Annotated in this window: 17 protein-coding genes and 3 pseudogenes; 12 read left to right on the top strand and 8 right to left on the bottom strand. The window is 70.0% G+C overall.

Annotated features, from left to right (window positions below):
* Positions 1-133 precede the first annotated feature (133 nt).
* The 4 genes from IPJ95_05100 (at position 134) to IPJ95_05085 (ending at position 5,200) form a co-directional block, all read left to right on the top strand.
* Positions 134-1,471 carry an RHS repeat-associated core domain-containing protein gene (locus tag IPJ95_05100; protein ID MBK7922996.1) on the top strand — a complete coding sequence of 446 codons (1,338 nt, stop codon included), beginning with the start codon at positions 134-136 and terminating at the stop codon, positions 1,469-1,471.
* Positions 1,472-2,533: 1,062 nt separating this feature from the next.
* The gene (locus IPJ95_05095) at positions 2,534-3,439 is read left to right on the top strand and encodes an RHS repeat-associated core domain-containing protein (GenBank protein MBK7922995.1); all 906 of its coding nucleotides are present in this window, start codon (positions 2,534-2,536) and stop codon (positions 3,437-3,439) included.
* Between the two features lie 153 nt (positions 3,440-3,592).
* Positions 3,593-3,871: a hypothetical protein gene (locus tag IPJ95_05090; GenBank protein ID MBK7922994.1), complete on the top strand. Its 279-nt coding sequence runs from the start codon at positions 3,593-3,595 to the stop codon at positions 3,869-3,871.
* Between the two features lie 798 nt (positions 3,872-4,669).
* The gene (locus tag IPJ95_05085; GenBank protein ID MBK7922993.1) at positions 4,670-5,200 is read left to right on the top strand and encodes an outer membrane beta-barrel protein; all 531 of its coding nucleotides are present in this window, start codon (positions 4,670-4,672) and stop codon (positions 5,198-5,200) included.
* Positions 5,201-5,576: 376 nt separating this feature from the next.
* Here IPJ95_05085 and IPJ95_05080 read toward each other — a convergent pair whose 3' ends face one another.
* Positions 5,577-6,611 (bottom strand): cytochrome-c peroxidase, encoded by a 1,035-nt coding sequence (locus tag IPJ95_05080; protein MBK7922992.1) that lies wholly within the window; start codon positions 6,609-6,611, stop codon positions 5,577-5,579.
* On the opposite strand from IPJ95_05080, the gene IPJ95_05075 reads away from it, so the two are divergent.
* The 4 genes and pseudogenes from IPJ95_05075 to IPJ95_05060 all read left to right on the top strand — a co-directional run bounded on the left by IPJ95_05075 (position 6,610) and on the right by IPJ95_05060 (position 11,774).
* A complete protein-coding gene (locus IPJ95_05075) occupies positions 6,610-6,999 on the top strand; it encodes a hypothetical protein (GenBank protein MBK7922991.1) in 390 nt (129 codons plus the stop codon). The two genes, IPJ95_05080 and IPJ95_05075, sit on opposite strands and share 2 nt — an antisense overlap.
* 446 nt (positions 7,000-7,445) lie before the next feature.
* A pseudogene (locus IPJ95_05070) lies at positions 7,446-8,676 on the top strand (IS256 family transposase).
* A gap of 130 nt (positions 8,677-8,806) precedes the next feature.
* Positions 8,807-10,145, top strand: a pseudogene (locus IPJ95_05065) (Gfo/Idh/MocA family oxidoreductase).
* Positions 10,145-11,774: pseudogene (locus IPJ95_05060) on the top strand (alpha-D-glucose phosphate-specific phosphoglucomutase). Before IPJ95_05065 ends, IPJ95_05060 begins: the two co-directional pseudogenes overlap by 1 nt.
* Before the next feature lie 18 nt (positions 11,775-11,792).
* Here the strand turns inward: IPJ95_05060 and IPJ95_05055 are convergent.
* Both IPJ95_05055 and IPJ95_05050 read right to left on the bottom strand, forming a co-directional pair.
* Positions 11,793-12,083, bottom strand: a complete 291-nt coding sequence (locus tag IPJ95_05055) for a DUF4332 domain-containing protein (protein ID MBK7922990.1) — start codon at positions 12,081-12,083, stop codon at positions 11,793-11,795.
* Positions 12,084-12,119: 36 nt separating this feature from the next.
* On the bottom strand, positions 12,120-12,680 hold the full coding sequence (locus tag IPJ95_05050; protein MBK7922989.1) for a DUF4287 domain-containing protein: 561 nt from the start codon (positions 12,678-12,680) through the stop codon (positions 12,120-12,122).
* Positions 12,681-12,837: 157 nt separating this feature from the next.
* Between IPJ95_05050 and IPJ95_05045 the strand changes: the two genes are divergently transcribed.
* A complete protein-coding gene (locus IPJ95_05045) occupies positions 12,838-13,206 on the top strand; it encodes a hypothetical protein (protein MBK7922988.1) in 369 nt (122 codons plus the stop codon).
* Between the two features lie 190 nt (positions 13,207-13,396).
* Here the strand turns inward: IPJ95_05045 and IPJ95_05040 are convergent, their stop codons facing one another.
* Positions 13,397-14,008, bottom strand: coding sequence for an NAD(P)H-dependent oxidoreductase (locus tag IPJ95_05040; protein ID MBK7922987.1), 612 nt, complete (start codon positions 14,006-14,008; stop codon positions 13,397-13,399).
* A 361-nt stretch (positions 14,009-14,369) separates the two neighbouring features.
* On the opposite strand from IPJ95_05040, the gene IPJ95_05035 reads away from it, so the two are divergent.
* Both IPJ95_05035 and IPJ95_05030 read left to right on the top strand, forming a co-directional pair.
* Entirely contained in the window at positions 14,370-15,272 is a 903-nt protein-coding gene (locus IPJ95_05035) for a hypothetical protein (protein ID MBK7922986.1), read from the top strand.
* Between the two features lie 89 nt (positions 15,273-15,361).
* The gene (locus IPJ95_05030; protein MBK7922985.1) at positions 15,362-15,835 is read left to right on the top strand and encodes a DUF1203 domain-containing protein; all 474 of its coding nucleotides are present in this window, start codon (positions 15,362-15,364) and stop codon (positions 15,833-15,835) included.
* A gap of 365 nt (positions 15,836-16,200) precedes the next feature.
* Here IPJ95_05030 and IPJ95_05025 read toward each other — a convergent pair whose 3' ends face one another.
* Genes IPJ95_05025 through IPJ95_05010 form a run of 4 tightly spaced genes read right to left on the bottom strand, consistent with a single transcriptional unit; the run spans position 16,201 to position 21,239 of the window.
* Positions 16,201-17,298, bottom strand: a complete 1,098-nt coding sequence (locus tag IPJ95_05025; GenBank protein MBK7922984.1) for a cystathionine gamma-lyase — start codon at positions 17,296-17,298, stop codon at positions 16,201-16,203.
* 46 nt (positions 17,299-17,344) lie between these two features.
* Positions 17,345-18,610 carry a hypothetical protein gene (locus IPJ95_05020; protein ID MBK7922983.1) on the bottom strand — a complete coding sequence of 422 codons (1,266 nt, stop codon included), beginning with the start codon at positions 18,608-18,610 and terminating at the stop codon, positions 17,345-17,347.
* Positions 18,607-19,494: a 3'-5' exonuclease gene (locus IPJ95_05015; protein MBK7922982.1), complete on the bottom strand. Its 888-nt coding sequence runs from the start codon at positions 19,492-19,494 to the stop codon at positions 18,607-18,609. Before IPJ95_05015 ends, IPJ95_05020 begins: the two co-directional genes overlap by 4 nt.
* A gap of 2 nt (positions 19,495-19,496) precedes the next feature.
* Entirely contained in the window at positions 19,497-21,239 is a 1,743-nt protein-coding gene (locus IPJ95_05010) for a hypothetical protein (protein ID MBK7922981.1), read from the bottom strand.
* Positions 21,240-21,861: 622 nt separating this feature from the next.
* Here IPJ95_05010 and IPJ95_05005 point away from each other — a divergent pair.
* Positions 21,862-22,851, top strand: a complete 990-nt coding sequence (locus IPJ95_05005; protein ID MBK7922980.1) for a PAS domain S-box protein — start codon at positions 21,862-21,864, stop codon at positions 22,849-22,851.
* Position 22,852: the final 1 nt, after the last annotated feature.

The following is a 22,852-nucleotide window of genomic DNA, read 5'->3' as shown; positions in this document are numbered from 1 at the left end:
CGAAGGACCTGACTCGGCCCCGAGTGCGGTTCTTCGTGGGGAAGAGCCTCCGGTATGCCAGCATCGTCGTCGTCTACGTCGCCGCACTCGCCGTGTTCACGGGAGGCGAGAATCTCCGGCGCCTCGGGCTCACATGGTGGGCGGCGATGCTGCTGTACTACGCCTTCTCGGGATTCACCGGGGCGGTGGTCGGCTTCCTGGATCCGCACACATTATCGCGCCGCCGCCTTGTGCCGGTAGGCGTCGCCATTGCCAGCCCGCTTGCCGTGGTCTTGAGCGTGTTGTTGTATCCGGAAGAGCCCGTGAAGGCCCAGTTGCTCGCGGCAGCGTTCTGTGCCATCGTCACGGGATCCTTTATGGCGTTGGCGCTCTACCCAGCGTACCAGCGCCTGTCGCGGGAGTTTCTGGAGCAGTATCGCCCGGAACCGTGACTAGCAAGCCGCTGATAGGAGCCGTCGCAGGCAGCGCCGCCCGCCTCAGGACCATTCCCCCAGCCGCACGAACATCCCGCAGCGGCCTTGAGCTTGGCCTGCGCCGCCCCGAATGCGCCCGTCATCCCGGCGGCGTGGACCGGCTCCTGGCCCTCCGGGCCACCACCCCGGTCGTCGACACCCTGGCGGCGATCCTCGACCCGATCAACGGCACCGTGCGCGGCCTGGCCCGGTTCCGCACCGGGGCCAAGGTCAAGGAATTTGCCGAGGCGCCCTGGGGCGACGCGGTGGCCGATACCGGCCTCGTGGTCCGGTATCACTTCGCCGGGCGGGAGTACGACAGCGAGAGCGGGCTCTACTACATGCGGGCGCGGTACTACGAACCCGCCCTGGGGCGGTGGATCAGCGAGGACCCGATCGGGATCGCGGGCGGGCTCAATGTGTACGCGTATGCGGGGAATGATCCGGTCAATGGGAGGGACCCTTCAGGACTGGATCCACGGTGCGACCTGAGAAAGCCTCCGGGCACACCGGGTGGCTGCCCGTTGCCCATGGACACTCTTGAGGTGTTCGGGGATACCGGCCAGAACAAGGGGGCTTGCGACAGCGGTTGGATCCTGTCCACAGATCCTTGGTACCGACTGCGATGTGGCGGGGAAATCCCGGATGCGTGGAAGGACAATCCACCGTGGAACCCATATCGCAGCACGGGCGCGGGCGGCGCACCACCGATCGTTATTGCGACCGGGCGGAAGAATGCCTGGAAGGGATGTGCGGTTGGAAGCATCGAGTATGTGGCAGTGATCGATGTCCCCCCGCCTTCCCAGCGGGGGGTGTTCTCGGTCCAGCGGGTTGCGATCAACGACTATTTCAAGATCGGTCCTCTTCGAGTGAAGGTGCTCGGCGGGGTTGGGGTATATCGAGGAACGTACTTTGGTCCGGTCGGTCCTCAGGCGCTGCTCATGAGCCTCAGGGCACAGGCTTTTGTCCATTGTGCAAGTGGGCATGCCGTCTTCGAGGGATACGCCCCTACACCCTGAGGGCCAGAATGTCCAGAAACGCCACAGCGCCCATGCTCCAGATTTCCAACTTCCTTTTCTGGATCGCGCTCATTCCTGCCGGGACGCCTAGCATGCCATTCTCGCCCGGAGCGGACCAGAACAGTCATCGCGAACTTGCCGCTGAGGTGGCTTTGGTAGCGGCCGCACTTGCGGCAGGTAGCTCCATTGACACGCAGGCGGCAGAGATTCGGGTCAACAACAGCGTAGCACCTGGCTTCGGCGCAGCACTGCATGCCCTCGTGAGTGCCGCTAAGCCAGTGCGTTGCACTGCAACAGGTCACGCACTTCTTCTAACCCTAGAGTGTGAGTCACTTACAGAGCAAGGTGCCATCGCTCGCCACCTTGGGGAGGCGAGGGCCCTCCTCGGCCCAGGCTCAACGATCGGGGCCCTCATTGCTGAACCCGCGCGGGAACATTCTGAGCAGGCCGTACTCCTCAACGCCAGAGAATGGGCCCGCGTGGTGCCTGTACCCGCACTGCATGAATGGCTCCTGAACTATGTACTCCCAACCGGGATAAGCATCAGTGGGCGGCGGCCAAGCGACCCATCGGAGTTCGCCGTGGCCACCTTGGTGGTCATCCTGGAATAGGGCATCACTGCGCCTCACGGGTTCAGGTCGGCCAGGGCTGTCGTAGACGGGTTGCCTGTTTTCCAACCTGGTGGCGGCATTCCACCAATCTCAGCGACACGCACTCGCGCCCTGAAGGACCCTCGCAGTGAGAACACTGATCGCTGCGACGGTCAGAGCAAGGTGGCCCGCACTGCTCGTAGGCCTGCTCTCCGGGGCGCTGGGAATGATCGCTGGCTGGCAGCGGTTGGCCTGGACTCGAGCCGCGGTGGGAATGGTCATCTACTTTCTGGCGTGCTTCGGCTTGGCCATGTGGTTCGAGCATCGATCGCGCGGGGAGCCGGAGTCGGTCAAGTCTGCGCCCCCGGACGTCCGCTAGCTGTTGACCACCCCTGCTGGGCACAGTCGAGTACTCCGCAGCGGCCTTGACCTTGGCTTGCACCACCACCAATTCAACTGGTACCCCGGCGGGGTGGACCGGCTCCTGGCCCTCCGGGCCACGACCCCGGTCGTCGACACCCTTGCGGCGATCCTCGACCCGATCAACGGCACCGTGCGCGGCCTGGCCCGGTTCCGCACCGGGGCCAAGGTCAAGGAATTTGCCGAGGCGCCCTGGGGCGACGCCGTGGCCGATACCGGCATCGTGGTCCGCTATCACTTTGCCGGGCGGGAGTATGACGGCGAGAGCGGGCTCTACTACATGCGGGCGCGCTACTACGACCCCGCCCTGGGGCGGTGGATCAGCGAGGACCCGATCGGGATCGCGGGCGGCCTGAATGTGTACGCGTATGCAGGGAATGATCCGGTGAACCTGACCGACCCCTCCGGGCTGGAGCCTCGTTGCACCGACGTCCATCTGGAGGGCTACGACGAGAATTGGACTTGTCGATCGGAAGAAGACAAAGAGGGAACGTTCTCCGCTCCCGAGCAACCATACTGGAACCCACTCGCGCCAGGGGACACGACACGGAGTCGGCGTAGGAGCCCCGCTGGAGGTTCTCCGACAAAGAGTCGGTCGCACACTGGGTGCCCCGCCGAACCTCTTGCGCCCACCCCTTTAGTAGTAGCTGTGTTCAACCCCGTTGACACCTACGAGTGGTTTCATAGCATGAGGCCAGTGATGCACCACCTCTTTCGGGGAGAGGCACTGTCGTCCGAGAGGCATTTCCATGGCTCGTACGAGGCGACCCGACAGTTCGGGCCATTCCTCGCGTGGCAGTTCGGGCTGCTGAATGAACTGGAAGGTTTAGTGAGGCATGACCTGCCGAACTTGGGCAGCCGCCTCACCGGGAAGACTGCCTGGGCGTTCAGTGCCAGGGATGTGTTCAACAACGCACGGGGGATCGCTGCGGCCATCACAGGAAGGTCATGCAGGTAGGATCGTGGTGTCGCACCACGCACACTTGCGTTGTCACGAGGAGACCGGAGGATGAGGCGGAGCCAGTGGGTGAGTCGTGGGCGGAGCTGGCTGGGTGGCGCCCACTTGTTGCTGGTCCTGGCGGGCTGCAGCAGTGCTGCACCAGGAGATGAGATGCGCCTCGATGCAATCCGCGCGCAGTGGGGATCGCGTGTCGAGGTGGCCATCGATGATCAGCTGTATCTGTCCGCACGCAGCGTGGGGGAAGATGAGATCGATGAGCCTCTAGCCCGGCACCTCTTCACGCTGTTCTTCCTCGATGGGCAGGCGCTAAGGGAAACGGATGTGGTCTACCTCAACATCTATGATTCCCGTGGCATGTTCCGGTATCAGCTCTACTTTGATCCAGCTACGAGAGCGATCGTCCGGCAGGATGGAGTAGAGCACTACTAGCTCGGCATGCCAGCTCGCAGGAGTGGCCATGCCCGCGCGGTCGCGGTGTCGAGGCCGGCCGCACCATGGCGTCCACGGCGCTCGCCCTTGCGGCATGCGCGCACTATGGCGGCTGCCATGGAATGCGTATGCGTATGCGTATGCGGCAGGGCAACGGCCGGTGAGCTACAGGATCCGCAGATAGGCGGCCCGAGGCCCGTAGTTGGCAAGGTGCCCTAGATGTCAGGCCGCTTCCGGAAGGATGTCAGGCCACTCCATGCGGCTGGCAGGTGGCCTCTGTGCGTTGGCGCTGGCTCACCTCGCGGCTACCGTGACCCTTCCCCCGTTTCAGGGCCGCTCAGGATCGGAGGATCAGGGTTGAGGGCGGACCTCCCCGAAGTAGGACCACTAGGAAGCGCAGACCGGCAAGCGGTGGCGGACCTCCCGAAGTAGGACTATCAGGAGACGCCGACAGGCCGCCGGTTCGGGCGGAGGTCGGAGCCCTCGCCGTGATACACAGGGACCGACCCCCCGGATGCCCCCATCGCTTCGTGCCAACGCCGCCGACTGGCCCGCGGCAGAGCAGGTGCCTAGGGAGCGACCCACGCACCCCACGAATCACGAACCGCCGAATCGCCTTCCCGCCCCCCCCCCCGGCGGACGCCGAAAGGAGTACCGGATTCCGACTCCGGTACTCCTTTATCACATCTGGAAACCACCTTCCTGAACGCTTCAGACCCTCCTGCCCAGTCTTATGCGCAATCCGGGTCCGGACGCCCCGTCCGGTCACCCTCCGGAGCTCTCCCAACAGGAGTGGTTATGAAGCGTGTGACTTCCGTTCTCGCGGCGGCCGCCCTCGCGCTGGTCGTTGGCGCCAGCTCGGCGCAGGCGCAGACCCTGGTCGTGGGCGCCGGCGGCGGCGCGGTCCTCCCCACCGGGGATGCTGCGGACATCACGAACACCGGCTGGCACGGCGCCGGCGTGCTGTGGTACATCCTCCCGTCGAACCTGGGTTTCCGGGGTGACGTGATCTACGCCCAGCTGCCCATCGAGGGCGCGAGCGAGAAGGTCAAGCTGTTCAGCGGCGTGGGCAACGTGACCTACATGTTCAAGGGCAGCAAGAGCATCACCCCGTACGTCATCGGCTCGGTGGGCTACTTCAGCCTCAAGGTCGCGGACTTCGATTCCGAAGCCGACCTGGGCTTCGGCGGCGGCGCCGGCATCCTGATCAGCACCGGTGGCAAGCTCAAGATCGCCATCGAGGCGCGCTACATCTCGATCCAGAGCGATCCGTCCTCGACCAACCTGATCCCGATCACCGCGGTGTTCGCGATCCCGCTCGGCAAGTAAGCGCCAGGCGCTGGACGGCAGGACAGAACGGGGCGGGCCACCCAGTGGCCCGCCCCGTTCGCTGTCCCGCCGTGCCGCTGCGGGACCGGGGCCTCCCCCCGGGTACCCCCTCTGGCGCGTGCCAGTCGTCGGCTTTGGCACGCGGCGACGGGGCTACCCGAGGGTCGGCGGTCAATGCAGCGCCGCCGTCCCTGCCGGGCCCGGGACCGCGTGCCCCCAGAGAGGGTCGGCGGCAAGTGCAGCGCCGCCGTCAGTGCCAGGGCTGGGACCACGTGCCCCCAGAGCGGCATGCCAAAGCTGATGACTGGCAGGCCGCGGCGGGGGCACGTGGGCCCGGGCCGCCACGCCATCAGCCGTGCTCCGACCGCCGAGCCGCCTAGTTCCCGAACGGCGTCGGCCGCGGGGTGATGCTCGACGACGGCGGCAGGATCGGGATGGTGATCGCCGGCTGCTTGCCCGTCAGCGTCCGCAGGAACGCCACGATCTGCGCCACCTCGAGCGGCGTGAACTCCCGCCCCACCTGCAGCCGCCCCATCACCATCACCGCGTCTTCCATGGTGTGCGCGGCGCCGTCATGGAAGTACGGATAGGTGAGTTCCACGTTGCGGAGCGTCGGCACCTTGAAGGTCATCCGGTCGGCGTCCTTGCCGGTCACCGCCGCACGGCCGATGGCGGTGCTCTGGGTCTCGTAGGTGCCGAACAGCCCCATCTTCTGGAACGACGCCCCGCCCACCGCCGGCCCATGGTGGCAGGCCACGCAGCCGCTCGACTTGAACAGCTCGTACCCCGCCCGCTCCTGCGGGTTGATGGCCCGGCGGTTGCCGCGCAGGTACTGGTCGAAGCGGCTGTCGGGCGTCACCAGGGTGGCCTCGAACGCCGCGATCGCCTCGGTGACCTGGGCGATGGTGATGTCCGGGTTGCCGAACACCCCGTTGAACTCCACCACGTACTGCGGGATCGAGCGCAGCACGTCGAGCGCCAGCCCGTGCGACAGCGCCATCTCGCCCGGGTTGGCGATCGGGCCGCCGGCCTGCTCCTGCAGGCTCGCCGCCCGGCCATCCCAGAACTGCGCCAGGTTCATGCTCGAGTTGAGCACCGTCGGGGCGTTGATCGGGCCGCGCTGCCAGTGGTCGCCGATCGAGGTCTCGAGGTTGTCGCTGCCGCCCATGCTGAGGTTGTGGCAGCTGTTGCAGGAGATGAAGCCGGAGCGCGACAGCCGCGGGTCGAAGAAGAGCTTCTTGCCCAGCTCCACCTTGGCCGGGTGGGTGATCCGCGGCGCCACGATGGGCTGGATCGGCTCGGCCGGCCGGGCGGTTCGGGCGGGAGCGGCGGGGGTGGCCTGCGCGGCCAGGCCCGCGCCGCCCAGCACCACGCCGGCGAACAGGCCCAGGGTCAGGGAACGGAATGACATGGCGATCTCCTTCATGGGATGGCGCCGGACGGATTGTCGGGATTGTCCACCGAACGTACCGGCGGGCGGTGAAGGAGACGGGGAGAAGATCGTGAAGGAACCTTGGGCGCACGGCCGGGTGGGGGGCGGGAAGAGGGAAGAGGGAAGAGGGAAGAGGGAAGAGGGAAGAGGGAAGAGGGAAGAGGGAAGAGGGAAGAGGGAAGAGGGAAGAGGGAAGAGGGAAGAGGGAAGAGGGAAGAGGGAAGAGGGAAGAGGGAAGAAGGAAGAGGGACGAGGGAAGCGGGAAGAGGGAAGAGAGAAGAGGGAGGAGAGTGAACAGAAGGGGGAGGTGGGCAGTGAGAAGTACGAGGGATGGCGGCTGCAGGGCGTGGGAGGGCTTTCGCAATGAATAAATGGAAGGTGTCGTGCATAAAACGTCTGCTGCAGGGCGTGAATGCGGACAGGCGATGAGTTGGACGAATTCTCCGGCCAGTGAATGTCACGAGCGTCGGTGTTTTGCTCCTTCGCGGTGCGGTGAAGGTCACGGGGAGGCCCGTGAAGGGAACCGTGCGGTGAATGTATGCCACGCGCAATGCAAAAAAATTTCCGCGGAAGTGCGTGATGGGTACCAGGTGCCGGGTTGTGCGATAAAAGCGGACAGGAAATGTCGCCGGAGGGCCCGTGGAAGGAGACGGGGGTGCGTTGAACGCCTGCGTCATGCAGTGGAGCGGAGCCCGCGGTCCGTGATACGCGTCCGCGTGCCGGGAAACGGCGGCGGGAGGCCGCCGGCAGGCCGGGTGGGGGAGTGTTTGAAAGTTTGTGTATGAGCCATATCCTAGGGAGGGAGGAGGGGATATGGCACGGAAGAAGCGCCCGGCCGCGGACCCGCAGGAGGCGGCGGCCCTGGAGACCCTGCTGGCCCAGGTGCAGACGCCGGAGCAGCTCGAGGCGGTGTTCCGGCGGCTGAAACAGCGGATGGTCGAGCGGGTGCTGCAGGCGGAGCTGACCGAGCACCTGGGGTACGCCCCGGGGGCCGGCCGCGGGCCCGACGGCAATGCCCGGAACGGGACCACGCCCAAGACGGTGCTGACCGACGAGGGGGCGCTGCCGCTGGCGATCCCGCGGGACCGGGAGGGGAGCTTCACCCCGGCCTTCGTGCCCAAGGGGTGCGCCGGCTGCCGGGCTTCGACCAGAAGGTCCTGTCGCTCTACGCCCGGGGCCTGACGGTGCGGGAGCTGCAGGCGCACCTGGAGGAGTGCTACCAGGTGGAGGTGTCGCCGGCGGTGATCACGGCGGTGACCGACGCGGTGCTGGCCGAGGCGGCGGCGTGGCAGCAGCGGCCGCTGGAGCCGGTGTACATCGCCGTCGTGCTCGACGGGCTCCGCGTGAAGATCCGGACCGAGGGGCTGGTGCAGCAGCAGGTGATCTACCTGGCGCTGGGCATCCGGCCGAGCGGCGAGAAGGAGGTGCTGGGTTTCTGGCTCGCGGCGGCGGAGGGGGCGGCCTTCTGGCAGCGGGTGCTGAGCGACCTGCAGGGGCGCGGGGTGCAGGACATCCTGATCGCGCTGGTGGATGGGCTGCCCGGCTTTCCGGACGCCATCCACGCGGTCTTTCCCCAGACGGTGGTGCACCAGTGCGTGGTGCACCTGGTGCGGCAGAGCCTGGCGCAGGTGAACTGGCGGGAGCGGAAGGCGGTGGCGAGCGCCCTGCGGGGATCTACCAGGCGCCAGGCGAGGCGGCCGCGCAGCAGGCCCTCGCCGCCTGGGCCGCGAGTCCCTTGGGCCAGGCACATTCGGAGATCACGGCGCTGTGGCAGCGGCACTGGGAGCGGCTGGCCCCGGCGCTGGCGTACCCGGTGCCGGTCCGGCGGCTGCTCTACTCGACCAACGCGATCGAGAGCCTGCACCGGACGCTGCGGAAGAGCCTCAAGGTGCGGGGGCACTTCCCCTCCGCGGAGGCGGCGAGCAAACTGCTGTACCTGGCGCTGCGGAACGCGCAGGCGAAGCTCGGCACGCCGCAGCACTGGGTGGAGGCGCTGCGGCACATCCGGCTCCTCTTCGGGGACCGGGTCCCGGCATGGCAGTGAACCAGGCTCATACACAGAGAAACTGACACTCCCGGGTGGGGGGCCCAGGCCCTCGCCCCGGGCCCGTTTCCGCTGCATCTTCCCCTGCCACGTCCGCCGTCACTCCCCGCCCCGTCCCTGGAGCCCCTGCATGGGTCGCGCGAAGCCCTCACGCCGCGAGTTCGTCCACAGCGCCGCCGGCGCCGCCGGCCTGTTCCATATCGTCCCGCGCCACGTGCTGGGCCGCGGCTACCGCGCGCCGAGCGACACGCTCAACGTGGCCTGCATCGGCGTGGGCGTCATGGGCCGCAACGACGTGCGCGGCATGGAGGGGAGAACCTGGTGGCGCTCTGCGACGTGGACTGGAACGCCGCCGCCGACGCCTTCAAGAGCTACCCCAAGGCGCGCCGCTACCGCGACTACCGCGAGATGCTCGACAAGGAAGCCCGCAGCATCGACGCGGTGACGGTCTCCACCCCCGACCACAGCCACGCCGCCGCCACGCTGCTGGCGCTGCGCGCCGGGAAGCACGTCTACTGCCAGAAGCCGCTGGCCCGCACCATGGGCGAGGTGCGCGCGGTGATGGCGGAGGCGGCGCGCCGCCCGAAGCAGTGCACCCAGATGGGGAACCAGGGCCACACCAACGAGGGCACCCGCCAGCTGCGCGAGTGGGTGGAGGCCGGCGTGATCGGCCCGGTGCGCGAGATCCACTACTGGACCAACCGCCCCATCTGGCCCCAGGGCATCGACCGCCCCACGCAGGCGCACAACGTCCCCCCGACGATGGACTGGAACCTCTGGCTCGGCCCCGCGCCGGAGCGGCCCTACAGCCCGGCGTACGCGCCCTTCAACTGGCGCGGCTGGTGGGACTTCGGCACCGGCGCCCTGGGCGACATGGCCTGCCACGGGATGGACGCCGCCTTCTGGGCCCTCGACCTGCGCTACCCGACCCGCGTGGAGCCGGAGACCACCAAGCTGTACGAGGAGACCGCGCCCAAGTCCTCGCGGGTGACCTACAGCTTCCCCGCCCGCGGCGATCGCGGCCCGGTGACGGTGTACTGGCGCGACGGCGGGCTCTGGCCCCCCCGCCCCGCCGGACTCCCCGACACCCTGAGCTGGCCCCCGAGGAGATCGGCGGCCAGATGTGGGTGGGCACGAGCGGCGCGATCCTGGCCGGCATGTACGGCGACAACCCGCGGCTGCTCGACCCGGCGAAGGACGCCGAGCTCAAGGCCAACCCGCCGGCGGTGAAGTACGAGCGGTCGCCCGGGGTGTACGCGGAGTGGATCCGCGCCATGAAGGGCGGCGCGCCCAACCTCTCCACGTTCGCGGGCCACGCGGGTCCGCTCACCGAGATGGTGCTCTTCGGCTGCCTGGCGGTGCGCGCCGGCCAGCCGCTGGCGGTGGATCCGGAGAGCGGGAACGTGACCAACGTGAAGCTGGCGGAGGAGTGGCTGCGGCCGGTTCCCCGGAGAGGGTGGGCGCTGTAGTGCACCCACTCGCAGGCCAGCCCGCCCCCGAGGCGCTGCTGATCGACGTCGCGCAGCTGGAGCGCGACTATCAGGAGCGCCTCCCCGACCTCGCCGACCCGGCGCAACGCGTGAGCTTCGGCACCAGCGGGCACCGCGGGACGCCGGGCAACGGCACCTTCACCGCGGCGCACATCCGGGCCATCAGCCAAGCCATCGCCGAGTATCGCGCGGCCCAGGGGACCACCGGCCCGCTGTTCCTCGGGAAGGACACCCACGCGCTGTCGCGCGCGGCGGAACGCACCGCGCTCGAGGTGCTGCTGGCGCACGGGGTGGACGTGGTGGTGCAGCCGGCCGATGGCTACGCCCCGACGCCGGTGATCTCGCACGCCATCCTGGGCCACAACGCGCGGCGCCGGCCCGGCGAACCGGAGGCGGACGGGATCGTCATCACCCCCTCGCACAATCCCCCGGAGGATGGCGGCTTCAAGTACAACCCGCCCAACGGCGGCCCGGCCGACACCGACGTGACGGGGTGGGTGCAGAACCGCGCCAACGCCATCCTCGCCGGCGCCAAGGCGGAGCCGGACGTGCTGCGGGGCGGGCGGCCCGACGCGCGGCCCACCGACCTGGTGGCGGCGTACGTCGCGGACCTCGCCGCCGTGATCGACCTCGACGCCATCCGCGCGGCGAGGCTCCGGATCGGCGTGGACCCGATGGGCGGCAGCGCGCTCGCGGCGTGGGGAGCTGATCGGCGAGCGGTACGGCCTCGACCTGACCATCGTCAACCGGGTGGTCGACCCCCGATTCGGCTTCATGACCGTGGACCACGACGGCAAGATCCGCATGGACTGCTCCAGCACCGCCGCGATGGCGGGGCTGGTCGGGCTCAAGGACCGCTTCGACGTGGCCTGCGGCAATGACCCCGACGCCGACCGGCACGGCATCGTGACGCGCTCCGCCGGCCTGCTCAACCCCAACCACTTCCTGGCGGTGGCCATCCGCTACCTGCTGGCCAACCGCCCGGGCTGGCCGCGGAGCGCGGCGGTGGGGAAGACGCTGGTGTCGAGCATGATCATCGACCGGGTGGTGGAAGGGATGGGGCGGCGGCTGCTGGAGGTGCCCGTCGGCTTCAAGTGGTTCACGCCGGGGCTGTTCGACGGCACGGTCTGCTTCGGCGGGGAGGAGAGCGCGGGCGCCAGCTTCCTGCGCCGCGACGGCACGGTCTGGACCACCGACAAGGACGGCATCCTGCTCGGCCTGCTGGCGGCGGAGATCACCGCGGTCACCGGCCGCGATCCGGGGGAGCACTATCGCGAGATCACCGGGCACTACGGCGCCCCGGTCTACACCCGGATCGACACCCCGTGCACCGCGGCGGAGAAGGCGGGGTTCAAGCGACTCACCGCGGAGGCGGTCACCGCCGCGACGCTCGCCGGCGACCCGATCACCGCGCGGCTCACCCGCGCGCCGGGGAACGACGCGCCCATCGGCGGGCTCAAGGTGGCCACGGCCAACGGCTGGTTCGCGGCGCGGCCCAGCGGGACCGAGAACGTCTACAAGCTGTACGCGGAGAGCCTGGTGGACGCCGGGCACCTGGGGCGGATCGTCGCGGAGGCGCGGGCGATCCTCGCCACGGTGCTGCGCTGAGCGGCGGCCGAAGCGGCGCTACCGTCCGGCCAGGGTGCGGCCCTTCCAGTTCCACCACAGGAGCAACTCGGGGCGCGGTCGCGCGGTGCGGGCCGCGTAGGTGGCGCAGCGGAAGCTGTACAGGACGCAGCGATCCTGGTGCTGGCCCCGCAGCGCGATGAGGGCCGTGTAGAGCCGCTCGGGGTTGCGGCGGCGCAGGGCGGCCACGGAGGTCACGCCCAGGTCGCGCAGGTCCTGCGCGAGGCTCGGCCCGATCGAGGGGAGGGTCTCGAGGTCGTCGGTGGGGCGGCGCCGCGCGGCTCTGCGCATGGGTGCCTCCGGGCTCCAGCATGGAAGGTGGGCAACTCACCCCGCCGCATCATACGCCTGCCGCAGCCAGCCCACCAGTTCCTTGTCCACCTGCGCCAGTTGCTCCACTCGCACCCGGTGCGTGCACATGCTGTTGAAGGAGCCGGAGGCCTCGAGCCGGCCCTTGGGTGCCACGCCCTTCAGGTTGATGCCCACATCGAACCGCGACTTGGTGCTCGGCTGCAGGATGGCGAACTGCTTCGCGCGCCGGACCGAGACGTATGCCTTCTTGGGCGCCAGCTCCACGTCACCGCCGAACCTCTGGAGCTCCGCGACCAGCCGGTCGTAGATCGGCCGGAGCGCGGCCTTGTCACCGGCGAACTGCGCCGCCACGAGGTCGTCCGCGGCCTCGCCGGCGGGCTTGGCCAGTCCACCCTTGGCGGCGTGGACCACCAGGTTGGCGTAGCCGTGGCCCAGGTCGTGGTGCTCCTTGAGGTGGGCGACCAGCTCGCCGTGCTTCCGGTCGCCGAGTTTCCGCACGACCGCGACCCACTGGTCGAGCGTCTTGCCAGTCTTCTCTGCGAGGTTCCGGACCATCGACGCGGTCGCGGCATCCATGGCATCCGCCATCGAATGTCTCCTGGGTGGGGTAGCGAGGGAGGGGCCTGCCCAACTGTTCCCCGTTTCGGGGTCGATTCTTTACGGTGGGGAGGCTGTCGAAGGTTCGGCGTGGGGATATTCCCGGCAGCGGAAGTCGTGATTAGCTTCTCCGGCCATGATACCCGCCGAACTCTACCGCGCCATTCACCTGGCCGCGATCATGCTGCTGTTTGTGTCCTTTGGTGGTGTCGCGATGGTCGTCGCGGCGGGGGGCACCCGGGAGAGCAATCCCCACCGGAAGCTCCTCTCCGCCCTGCACGGCACCGCCGCGTTCCTCGTCCTGCTGGGCGGCTTCGGGCTGCTGGCCCGCCTCAAGGTGCAGTGGCCCTTCCCGAGCTGGGTGTTCATCAAGCTCGGGATCTGGATCGTGCTCTCCTTCGCGGTCCTGCTGCCCTACCGGAAGCCCGCGCTGGCCAAGCCGCTGTTCCTGCTCTATCCGGTGCTGGGCCTCGCCGCGGCGCTGACGGCGATCTACAAACCGTAGCGGTAAGGCGGTAGGGCGGTAGGGCGGTAAACTCAACGTGAGGCGGGCTGCCCGCACCCCATCCAGGCTCGCCTCTCGCTACCGCCTTACCGCCCTACCGCCTTACCGCCCTACCGCCCTACCGCCTTACCGCCTTACCGCCCTACCGCCCTACCGCCCTACCGCCCTACCGCCCTACCGCCCTACCGCCCTACCGCCCGCCGATCACCTGCTGCATCCGTTCCTCCGCCCGCGCCAGTGAGGCGGCGATGTCCGCCTCGGTGCCACCCGAGCACCGGATGACGGTCAGGTCGTCCACGCCCATGAACCCGAAGGCGGTGCGCAGGTAGGGCTCGAAGTGATCGAGCGCCACGTGGGGCGAGGGTGGGAGGTAGTCGTTCATGCTCGAGGAGAGCACCACCACCTTGCGGCCGCCCGCCAGCCCGCGCGAGGGAAAGGCTCCCGGGAGGAAGGTGCGCCCCACCCGGATGACCTGGTCGATCCACGCCTTGAGCACCGCCGGCACGGTGAAGTTGTAGACCGGGCTCCCCACCACGATCACCTCCGACGCCAGCAGCTCGTCCACCAGCTCATCCGAGACCGCGAGCGCGGCGTGCCGAGTGCCGGGCGGGCTGGTACGATCGAAGGCGGCGGCGATCCACGCCGTGTCCACCTGGGGCACCGGGTGCGCGGCCAGGTCGCGGTAGCGCACGGTGGTCCCGGGGTGTGCCGCCACCCAGCGCTCCACGAACTGCCGGGAGAGTCCGCGGGTGAGCGAGCCCGCCTCGCGGGCGCTGCAGTCGAGGTGCAGGAGCTGGGGCATGGCGTGTCCGGCGCGAAAGGTGGGCCCGGCGGCCGCTCCGCCGGGGAGGGGGCCCAAACTGGCCCGTGGTCGATGAAGCGGGCATGAACTGTCAGGGAATCCGGGTCCGTCGTGATGCGATGCCCGCGATGCGGTTGCAATCTCGGTAGCGGTGTTCGGAATGGTAGTGGCGCCATGCGCCACGGATCGGGACAGGGTGTCCCAAAACGGGGCAGGTGGTCGACTAGTCAACAATTTACAAATCATTGGACAGCGCCGACTTGGCTCGCGGTGCCCGGTGGAACCTGACTTGCCTTCCGGAGGGGTGTTCACGGCCGCACCTGGTGGCCACCCTGCATCATCCCCTCGGAGAACTCCCCAGATGAAACTCACCACCCTGCGTGGGACCGGTGTCGCGCTGGTCGCGGCCCTGTCCCTGGCCTGCACGGCGTCGCCGATCGGCGAATCAACCACCCCGGTCTCCGGGGCCAAGGGTGGCGGCGGCGGTGGTGGTGGGGGCGGGGGGGGGGGTGGGGGAACTCCGGTGCCGAGCTTCCCGGTGCTCCCGACCACGGCCCCCGCGCCCGGGGTGCTGATCCGCGAGTCGTTCGGCCTCGGCGACAGCATCCTCCGGCCGCACGGCGGCAAGGGGGCGCTCCGCTCCTCTTTCATCCACACCTCGATCGGCGGGTTCTGGGTGGAGTGGCCGGGCACCAAGAACAACCAGTGGCTCGTCCCCAACGGCGACCAGACCTGGAAGTTCTGCTCGGCGACCGACAACTGGAACGAGATGCCGTCGCCGCTGCAGGCGTCCCAGGGCAACGGGTGCGTGGCCTCGGAGTGGTTCGACCCGGTGCCGTACTCGCCCACGGCGCGGCTGCCGTTCTCGCCGCCGGCCACGGCGTACGAGCTGACGATGAACGGCTACCCGGCGGTGGTGTGGCCCAACTACATCGCCATCGGGTTCACCGCGGCGCCCGACACGATCAGCGGCCTGGAGAACAAGGGCGCCCTGTGGATGGCGCTCCGCTCCACCCCCACCGGCGGGCCGCTGCACTACGAGGTGCGGCTCAACGGCAGCACGGGCACCCTGCTGGCCAGCGGCGACACCGACGACATGACCTGGAACGAGATGGCGCTGCGCTACGACCCGGTGACCCAGCAGGTGAGCGCCCGGCTCAACGACCTGACCTTCGGTCCGTTCACGGCCCGGATCACGACGCCCCGGTTCGTGGCGTTCGAGGGCGTGGGGATCATGGACAACCTGATCGTGTGGCAGCGGTAGCCCGGCGGTCCAGTTTGACCGCACGCGGCGGATAGTCGTCCCGACGTCACGGTCCTATGTTCGCTCCCATCACCTCGATGGGAGCAAACATGCCGGCCTTCCGGTACGCAGGACTCGCCAGCCAGATCGCGGACGACGTCCGCGCCACCCTCCGATCCCCCCAGTACGGCCACCCCGCGCATCGTGAGCCGGCGCGGGGCTACGGCCCCTGCCGTCACTGCCTGCGCACCTTCCACGTGGGGCAGGAAGACCGGCTGCTGTTCACCTACCAGCCGTTCGCGCCGGGCAGCCTGCCCGCGCCCGGGCCGGTCTTCATCCACGCCGATGGCTGCGCGCGCTACGACGCGCTCGACTTCCCGCCCGACTTCCGCGGCCTGCCCCTGGTGGTCGAGGGATACGCCGACGGCGGGCGCCTCGTGGCGCAGGAGTGGGTGGGTGAGAGTGCGGCCGAGGCGGTGATCGAGGGGGTGTTCCGCGAGACGACCGCGGCGTTCGTGCACCTGCGGAATGCGGAGGCGGGGTGCTTCATGGCGCGGGTGGAGCGGTGCTTCGACTGTGACTAGCGTTGCGGGAAGCGGGAAGCGGGAAGCGGGAAGCGGGAAGCGGGAAGGGGGAAAAGGGAAGGCGAGGGGAGTGCGGTGCCGCGGGCTCGCGAGTAAACTCGCGGCTCGGCGGCAGGCGCTGAAGCGCCTGATCTTCGCGGTTCCGGCGCTGGCAGGGGCCCGTCATGCCTCGCTTCAGCGATGGATGCCGAGCCGCGGCTTCAGCCGCGAGCGGCGGGAAGCGGGAACTTCTGGGAGCCGGGGGAGGTCGCTCGTTCCGCCCTACCGCCCTACCGCCCTACCGCCCTACCGCCCTACCGCCCTACCGCCCTACCGCCCTACCGCCCTACCGCCCTACCGCCCTACCGCCCTACCGCCCTACCGCCCTACCCCAGCGCCTGCTCGACGTCGGCGATCAGGTCGTCCGGGTACTCGGTGCCGCAGGAGAACCGGATGAACCCCTCGCTCACCGCGTCGCCGCCCCAGCGGGCGCGGCGCTCGGCGCTCGAGTGGACGCTCCCGAAGCTGGTGGCTTCCCGCACCAGCGTCAGGCTCCCGAGGAACCGCTCGGCCCGCTCCTGGGTGACCAGGTCGAAGCTCAGCACCGAGCCGTAGGCGCGCATCTGCCGCTTGGCCACTTCGTGCCCCGGGTGCGAGGCCAGCCCGGGGTAGCAGACCCGCGCCACGTCCCGCCGCGTCGCGAGCCGCTCCGCGAGCGCGAGCGCGGTGGCGCACTGGCGCGCCTGACGGAGCGGCAGGGTGGCCAGCGAGCGATGCGCCAGCCACACCTCCATCGGTCCCGGGGTGGCGCCGTGCTGGGTGCGCCAGGTGCGGAGCCTCGTCGCGAGTTCGGCGTCGCGGGTGCTCAGGTGGCCCAGCGTGACGTCGGCGTGGCCGGTGAGCGCCTTGGTGTCGGAGGCCATGGTGATGTCGGCGCCCAGCGCGAGCGGGTCCTGCAGGAAGGCGGTCGCGGTGGTGTTGTCCACCGCCACGAGGCACCCCTCGCGCCGCGCGGCCGTGGCCAGCGCCGCGATGTCGCAGACCTCGAGCTCGGGGTTGGAGGGCGTCTCGAGCCAGAGGAGCCGCGCGCCCGCCAGGTGCGCGCCGAGGGCGTCGGCGCGGGTAGAGGCGGTGCGCACGGTGATGCCGAGCTTCGGCAGCCAGTCCCGGGCGAGGATGCGGGTGGTGTAGTAGCAGTCGGTGGGGAGCACCAGCGTGTCACCGGGCTGGAGCACCACGCCGAACACCGCGGAGACCGCCGCCATCCCGGAGGCAAAGGCGATCGCCTCGCCGCCATCGAGCTCCGCCAGTGCGGCTTCCCACGCGAGCCAGGTGGGGTTGTGGAACCGGCCGTAGGTGAGCGGGTGCTGGGCGGGATCGCCCGGCGCCACGTAGGTACCCGCGAAGGCGGGGCCGGGGAGGTACGGGCCGGGCGTCCGGTTGGACGGGTACCCGGCGTGGAGGATGCGGGTATCGGGATGCATGGCGAATGATAGCTGATTGGGGATGCCGGCCGGCACGGGTGGGGCCTCAGGGTGCCGCACGCTCGTGGGCCTCGGCGGGGCCCTCACCAGCGAGGCTGCTGGTCCAGGTGGTGATGGCGATGCCGAGGATGGTGAGCAGGAAGAGCCCCTCCGCCCATGGTGAGGCGACGAGGCCGCTGCCGATGGCCGCCAGGAAGGCCACGGCGGTGACGCCCTGGAGGAAGGCGCGACGGCGGCCGGCGCGGTTCCACGCGGCGGCCACGGCAAAGCTGGTGAACCCGACGCCCAGCGCGCTCAGGTAGCCGCCGTCCCAGCCGGTGATCGCCGCCGCGATCCCGAGTGCCACACCCAGGCCGAGGCAGCCGCCCACGAGGAGTGCGGCGTGGCGCTCGTCGCGGCCGAGCAGCTGCCGCCCCTCGCGCCCGGCGAGGAGGACGAGGTTGAGCAGCGGGTCGGCCAGCCAGCTGAGCACCACGAAGGCGATGTACACCGCAAGGAGCGGCCAGATGACCCAGCCCAGGGCGGGGTGATCGCCGACCACGCGGCGCAGCAGGTTGTACCCGAGGAAGCCGGCGAGGAGCAGCAGCCGGCGGGTGCGCACCGGGAAGCGGCCCAGCCAGGTGAAGGCGCGGAGCAGGAGGGCGTAGACGGGGTTGCGGGCCTTGAGGGCGACGAGCAGCCCCTCGCGCGCCCACGGCAGCGACGGGTCGATGGCGAGGGCCTGCTCGAACTCCACCCGCGCGTCCTTGTAGTGCCCCGCACTGAGCCGGGTCCAGCCGGCGCCGGCGCGCGCCACCGGGTTGAGCGGGAACCGGTCGGCGAGCGCGCGCCAGGCCTCGCGGTCGAGGCCCCCGCCCCGCACCGCGCCGGCGGCGAGCGTGTGCAGCAGCGCCGCCTCGTCGTTGTCCGGCTCCTGCTCGAGGACCTGGCGGGTGAGCTCCACCGCCTCCGGCCAGCGCCCGGCCGCCGCCTGGGCGCGCGCCTCGAGGAGCGCGGCCTCGAGGTAGCCCGCGGCGAGCCGCTGGGCTTCCCGCGCCGCGGTGATGGCGGCGGGATACTCCTCCCGGGCCAGCGCCACCGCCGCCACGGCGTAGTGGCTGAAGCCGTTGTCCTCCGCCAGCTCCACGCCGGTGGCGGCATCGCGCGCCGCGTCGTCCAGGCGGCCCTGGTCCACCCGCAGCAGGGCGCGGATGGCGTGCAGCGGCCCGTTCCACGGCTCCTCCCGGATCAGGAGGTCGAGCTGCGCGTGCGCCTCGGCCTCGCGGCCGTCGGCCAGCAGGTCGAAGACCTGCTCCAGGGGATCGGCGGTCACTCGGAGTAGCGGGTCTTCGCGGTGAGCGGGTCCACCCGGGGATTCCCGGGGCGGCCGCCGTAGGCGTTGGCGGCCAGCCAGGCCTTCTCGGCCTCGAGATCCTCCTTGGGCACCTCACGGAACCAGGCCTTGGGCCGGCCGTCGCCACCGCCGTTCCAGCTGTAGCCACGGGTCTTGAGGGCGTCCTTGGCGTCGTAGGGCGCGTCCACCGCCCAGATGCGCGCGGTGGTGCGGCGGGCGCTCTCGAGCAGCCAGCGGAGCGGGGTGCCCCCCGAGGCGAGGGGGGTGGCCAGCAGGTGGACCAGCGCCTGGCAGTCCACCGCGGCGCGGTGGCCCTGGAAGAACATCCCGGCGTGCTTGACCAGCAGGAACTCGAGCGCCGCCGACGCGCCGACCTCCCGCTTCCAGGGGATCTCGCGCTGGGAGCAGGCCCAGGGCTTCTGGGCGCACGCCGGCAGCCGCCGGTTGAGGAACCTGCGGTCGAAGGCGGCATTGTGGGCGATGACCAGGTCGGCGCGCTCCACCAGCGCGGTGGCGGCGGCGTCATCGATCCGCTGCCCCGTCACCATCTCCTGGGTGATGCCCGTCAGCTCCACCACCTCGCGGGGGATGGGGCGACCCGGGTCCTCGAGCCAGGTGGCCGGCGGCTCCACGGCGATCACCACGCCATCGGCGGGGCTGAAGGTGAACGGCACCGCGGCGAGCTCGATGATCGCATCGGCCACCGGGTCGAGGCCGGTGGTCTCCACATCGACCACCAGCCCCTGCCGCACGCCGCCCGGCCCCGCCTCACCGTAGCGCTCGCGCGGCGCGAAGCGGCGCAGCACCCGGTAGTCGCCGGTGGCCTCGAGCTGCCGGATCAGGGATTCCGCGTCCAGGGACATGCCTAGTACCGCCAGCTCAGGGTGTCCGCCCACGCCGGGTGGCGCTTGCGGATCTGGTCCATGGCCCGCGGGATGAACATCTGGGCGTAGCGCAGGCGGCTGTAGGCGTTGGGGCGGGTATGGTCGCCGTTCCAGCAGTGCTCGGCGCGCGGCTCGTAGTCCACCTCGATGTCGGGCGCCGGGCTGCCCAGGTCGCGGAGCCGCCGTTCCACCAGGTAGACGGCGTTGTTGAGGAAGTAGTTGTCGCCCTCGCCCACATAGATGTGGAGCTTGCCGTTGATCTTCGGCCCCAGGGTGGACCAGTCCCGGGCCAGGATGTGGCCCAGGTCGAAGTGCTCGCGCCAGTAGTCCGCGACCGACGGGTTGATGCGGCCGGTGACCTTGTCCCAGATGGGCGCCGGGTAGCCGGCGGCGTCGAGGGGGGAGTAGACGGCCTGCCAGATGTCCCACTGCCCGCCGGAGCGCCCGCGGCTGGCCAGCACGTGTTCCAGCTGGTTCATCTGCCGCACGGTGGTCTGGACGTGCCCCAGGTAGTTCCGGTGCCCGGGCCGCTCCACCCACTTCCACGGCCCGCCGCTCCGGTAGGCGTTGCTGTCGGCGTAGATGTTGATCGTCATGTACTGCCGGAAGTCGATGGGGTCGGGGCAGGCGGCCCAGGCCCCGTTGAACTCGTCGGGATAGAACATCTGCACCGCCATCGCCTCCCACCCGCCGGTGGAACCGCCGTAGGCAAAGCGGGCCCACCCCTGCCCGAGGCCGCGGTACTTCCGCTCCAGGTAGGGCACCAGCTCGCGCATGATCGCGTCGCCGTAGGGACCGTTGGCGGCGGAGTTCACGGCGTAGGAGTCGTCGTAGTACGGCGTGGGGTGCTGGATCTGGATCAGCAGCACGCGGGGGAAGCCTGGGCCGGTCCAGTCCTTGTAGAACTGGTGCGCGTACTCCTGCTGGATCCGGTTGTAGCCGTGCAGGTCGAAGCGCGCGCTGTAGTCGGGGGCGAGGTTCGGGTCGGGCGGGGTCTCGCGCCACGGCTCGAAGTCGGCGGGGAAGTGCCCGTGATCGATGAACAGCGGGTAGCGGGCGTCGGGGTGCTCGTCGAACCCGGCGGGGAGCAGCACGTGGGCGCCGAGGTACATCGGCTTGCCCCAGAAGTCGGAGAGCAGCTTCGACTGGATGCGCTCGTGGCGTACGTACTTCGTGTCGGCCGGCGGGGCGACGGGCGGGATCTCCTCCGCCAGCGCCACGCGGAAGGTCTCGGGCCGGCGCGGATCGAGGGTGATCCAGCGCGGCGCGCTGTAGAGGTTCCCGGGCTTGCTGTTCCACTGCTGCCCCTCGCCGCGATCGGGGGGGAGCTTCACCACGTGGCCATCGGCGCGACGGAAGGTCTCGTAGCGGTTGAGGAGCGCCTGCACCCGGTACCGCCCGGCGGGGAGGTCGGTGAGCCGCGCCACGGGGTAGCCGGGCGCGCGCGCGTCCACGGTGCGCGGCTTCCCCGGAAGCCAGCTCTCCACGTCGATGCCGAAGATCAGCTGGGTGTCTTCCTGGTCGCCCACCTGGAAGCGGGGCTCGGTGCTGCTGTCGGTGCTCAGCATGAGGAGCAGGCGGCCGTCGAGCGCCGTGACGCTGCGGGCGGCGGGAAAGGTCACCTCGAAGCGGGGTCCGGCGGGCGCCAGGCGGGCCTGCCCCGCGGCCGGGATGGTCGGAAGCAGGAGCAGCGCGAGCAGCCAGCGGGCGGTGGATCGGGACATGGGCTCTCCTCGGGGTGCAGCGAATCTACCGCCGCCCGGTGACCGGGCCAGCCCAACAGGAGAAGTGCCGGGCCCGGCGCGGAAATTCAGGTTTCCCGCCTGCTCTGGCGCGCTCGCTAACTTACTGTTGTGCAGTGCTTTATGAGACAGTGCTTCATTCGTCATGCTGTGTGCCAACATCAGGGTCAGCGCACCACCGCATCCCCTATTGCGGCCTGGAGCATCCTGATGTCGTCTTGCGCCGTGCGTGGATCTGGAATCCGCCCCCGGTGGGCTTTCTGCAGGGTGGCACGGGGCAGGACCTCTCGATCGAAGTGGACATGATCCAGAACGGCAGCGTCATCGGCGGCACGACGCGGCGTAGGTCAGCCCATACGACCCGGATGGCAAGCCGTGGTGCCCATCAGCACCGGCACGCCGGGGCGGGTGTCCGGGGCCGTCGTGCGGGTTCGAGCGCGAGCGCAGGCAAGGAGCCTTCATCGAATCGGCCCGGTCGGCGAAGATCCCTTCACGGTGATCCCTCGCTGTCGCGGGCCGTATTGCGCTGCCTGTCAGGCGGTCCTACGTTGGTCCGGTAGGTTCTCCCACCACGGACTGGCCTCTCCCCCTGAGGGCGCCCGCCATGACGACCGCATTGTCAGCCCACACTCCGGACGACGCCGGCCTGCGCAGCCTGGCCGAGTCGGCCGGGGACCTGCTCTCCTGCCACGCGCCGGACGGGGTGTACCGGTACGCCTCTCCCGCCGCGGCGCGCCTGCTCGGCTACGAACCCGCTGAGCTGGTGGGACGGCCCGTCTTCGACCTGTTCCACCCCGACGAGCTGGGGCTCGCGCAGCAGGCCCACGAGGCGCTGCGCCAGTCGGGCGTCTCCACCGTCATCACCCATCGGCTGCGGGCCAAGGACGGCACATACCTCTGGTTCGAGTGTTCGGTGCGGGCCATCCGCGACCCGGGCACCGGCGAGGTGCAGGAGATCCACTCGGTGACCCGCGACGTGACCCGGCGCCGGCTGGCGGAGGAGCGGCTGCGCGAGAGCGAGGCCCGCTACCGCGCGGTACTCGACGGCCTGGCCGTGGGCGTGGTGGTGCATGCGGCGGATGCCGGCATCGTGCTCGCCAACCGGGCGGCGCGCGAGCTGCTCGGCGCGAGCGAGGGGCAACTCCAGGGGCTCACCTCCTTCAATCCATACTGGCTGCTGCTGGGCGAGGATGAACGCCCGGTGCCGCCCTCGGATCACCCCGCCATGGTGGCGCTGCAGACCGCGCGCCCGGTGTGGGACCGGGTGGTGGGGGTGACCTCCGCGGCCGGCGGCATCACCTGGCTGGTGGTCAACGCGATCCCCGCGGTCGGCGGCGACGGGCGCGCCACCCAGGTGGTGGTGTCGTTCAGCGACGTGACGGCGGTGCGGCGGAAGGCCATGGAGCGCGCCGGGGCCGGCGGTGTGCTGCAGGGACTGGTGCCCATCTGCGCCCAGTGCAAGAAGACCCGCACGGCGGTGGGCGAGTGGCGGCCGATCGAGGAGTACCTCTGGCACACGGCGGGGATCGAATGCTCCCACTCGCTCTGCCCGGTCTGTGCGGCCCGGCTCTTCCCCGACGTGATGGACGCCTAGC

The organism is Gemmatimonadota bacterium, from assembly GCA_016713785.1.
Classification (GTDB): Bacteria; Gemmatimonadota; Gemmatimonadetes; order Gemmatimonadales; family GWC2-71-9; genus JADJOM01.
Note: the sequence above shows the minus strand (reverse complement) of the source record. Positions and strands in the feature narration are given on the sequence as shown.

What these genes read in the sequence shown, in the direction of transcription:
- IPJ95_05100 (MBK7922996.1), top strand. Translation starts at nt 134, where the DNA reads ATGGTGGGCGGCGATGCTGCTGTACTACGCCTTCTCGGGATTCACCGG.
- IPJ95_05090 (MBK7922994.1), top strand. Translation starts at nt 3,593, where the DNA reads ATGCGCCTCGATGCAATCCGCGCGCAGTGGGGATCGCGTGTCGAGGTG.
- IPJ95_05085 (MBK7922993.1), top strand. Translation starts at nt 4,670, where the DNA reads ATGAAGCGTGTGACTTCCGTTCTCGCGGCGGCCGCCCTCGCGCTGGTC.
- IPJ95_05075 (MBK7922991.1), top strand. Translation starts at nt 6,610, where the DNA reads ATGGCGATCTCCTTCATGGGATGGCGCCGGACGGATTGTCGGGATTGT.
- IPJ95_05080 (MBK7922992.1), bottom strand. Translation starts at nt 6,611, where the DNA reads ATGTCATTCCGTTCCCTGACCCTGGGCCTGTTCGCCGGCGTGGTGCTG.
- IPJ95_05055 (MBK7922990.1), bottom strand. Translation starts at nt 12,083, where the DNA reads ATGCGCAGAGCCGCGCGGCGCCGCCCCACCGACGACCTCGAGACCCTC.
- IPJ95_05050 (MBK7922989.1), bottom strand. Translation starts at nt 12,680, where the DNA reads ATGGATGCCGCGACCGCGTCGATGGTCCGGAACCTCGCAGAGAAGACT.
- IPJ95_05045 (MBK7922988.1), top strand. Translation starts at nt 12,838, where the DNA reads ATGATACCCGCCGAACTCTACCGCGCCATTCACCTGGCCGCGATCATG.
- IPJ95_05040 (MBK7922987.1), bottom strand. Translation starts at nt 14,008, where the DNA reads ATGCCCCAGCTCCTGCACCTCGACTGCAGCGCCCGCGAGGCGGGCTCG.
- IPJ95_05035 (MBK7922986.1), top strand. Translation starts at nt 14,370, where the DNA reads ATGAAACTCACCACCCTGCGTGGGACCGGTGTCGCGCTGGTCGCGGCC.
- IPJ95_05030 (MBK7922985.1), top strand. Translation starts at nt 15,362, where the DNA reads ATGCCGGCCTTCCGGTACGCAGGACTCGCCAGCCAGATCGCGGACGAC.
- IPJ95_05025 (MBK7922984.1), bottom strand. Translation starts at nt 17,298, where the DNA reads ATGCATCCCGATACCCGCATCCTCCACGCCGGGTACCCGTCCAACCGG.
- IPJ95_05015 (MBK7922982.1), bottom strand. Translation starts at nt 19,494, where the DNA reads ATGTCCCTGGACGCGGAATCCCTGATCCGGCAGCTCGAGGCCACCGGC.
- IPJ95_05010 (MBK7922981.1), bottom strand. Translation starts at nt 21,239, where the DNA reads ATGTCCCGATCCACCGCCCGCTGGCTGCTCGCGCTGCTCCTGCTTCCG.
- IPJ95_05005 (MBK7922980.1), top strand. Translation starts at nt 21,862, where the DNA reads ATGACGACCGCATTGTCAGCCCACACTCCGGACGACGCCGGCCTGCGC.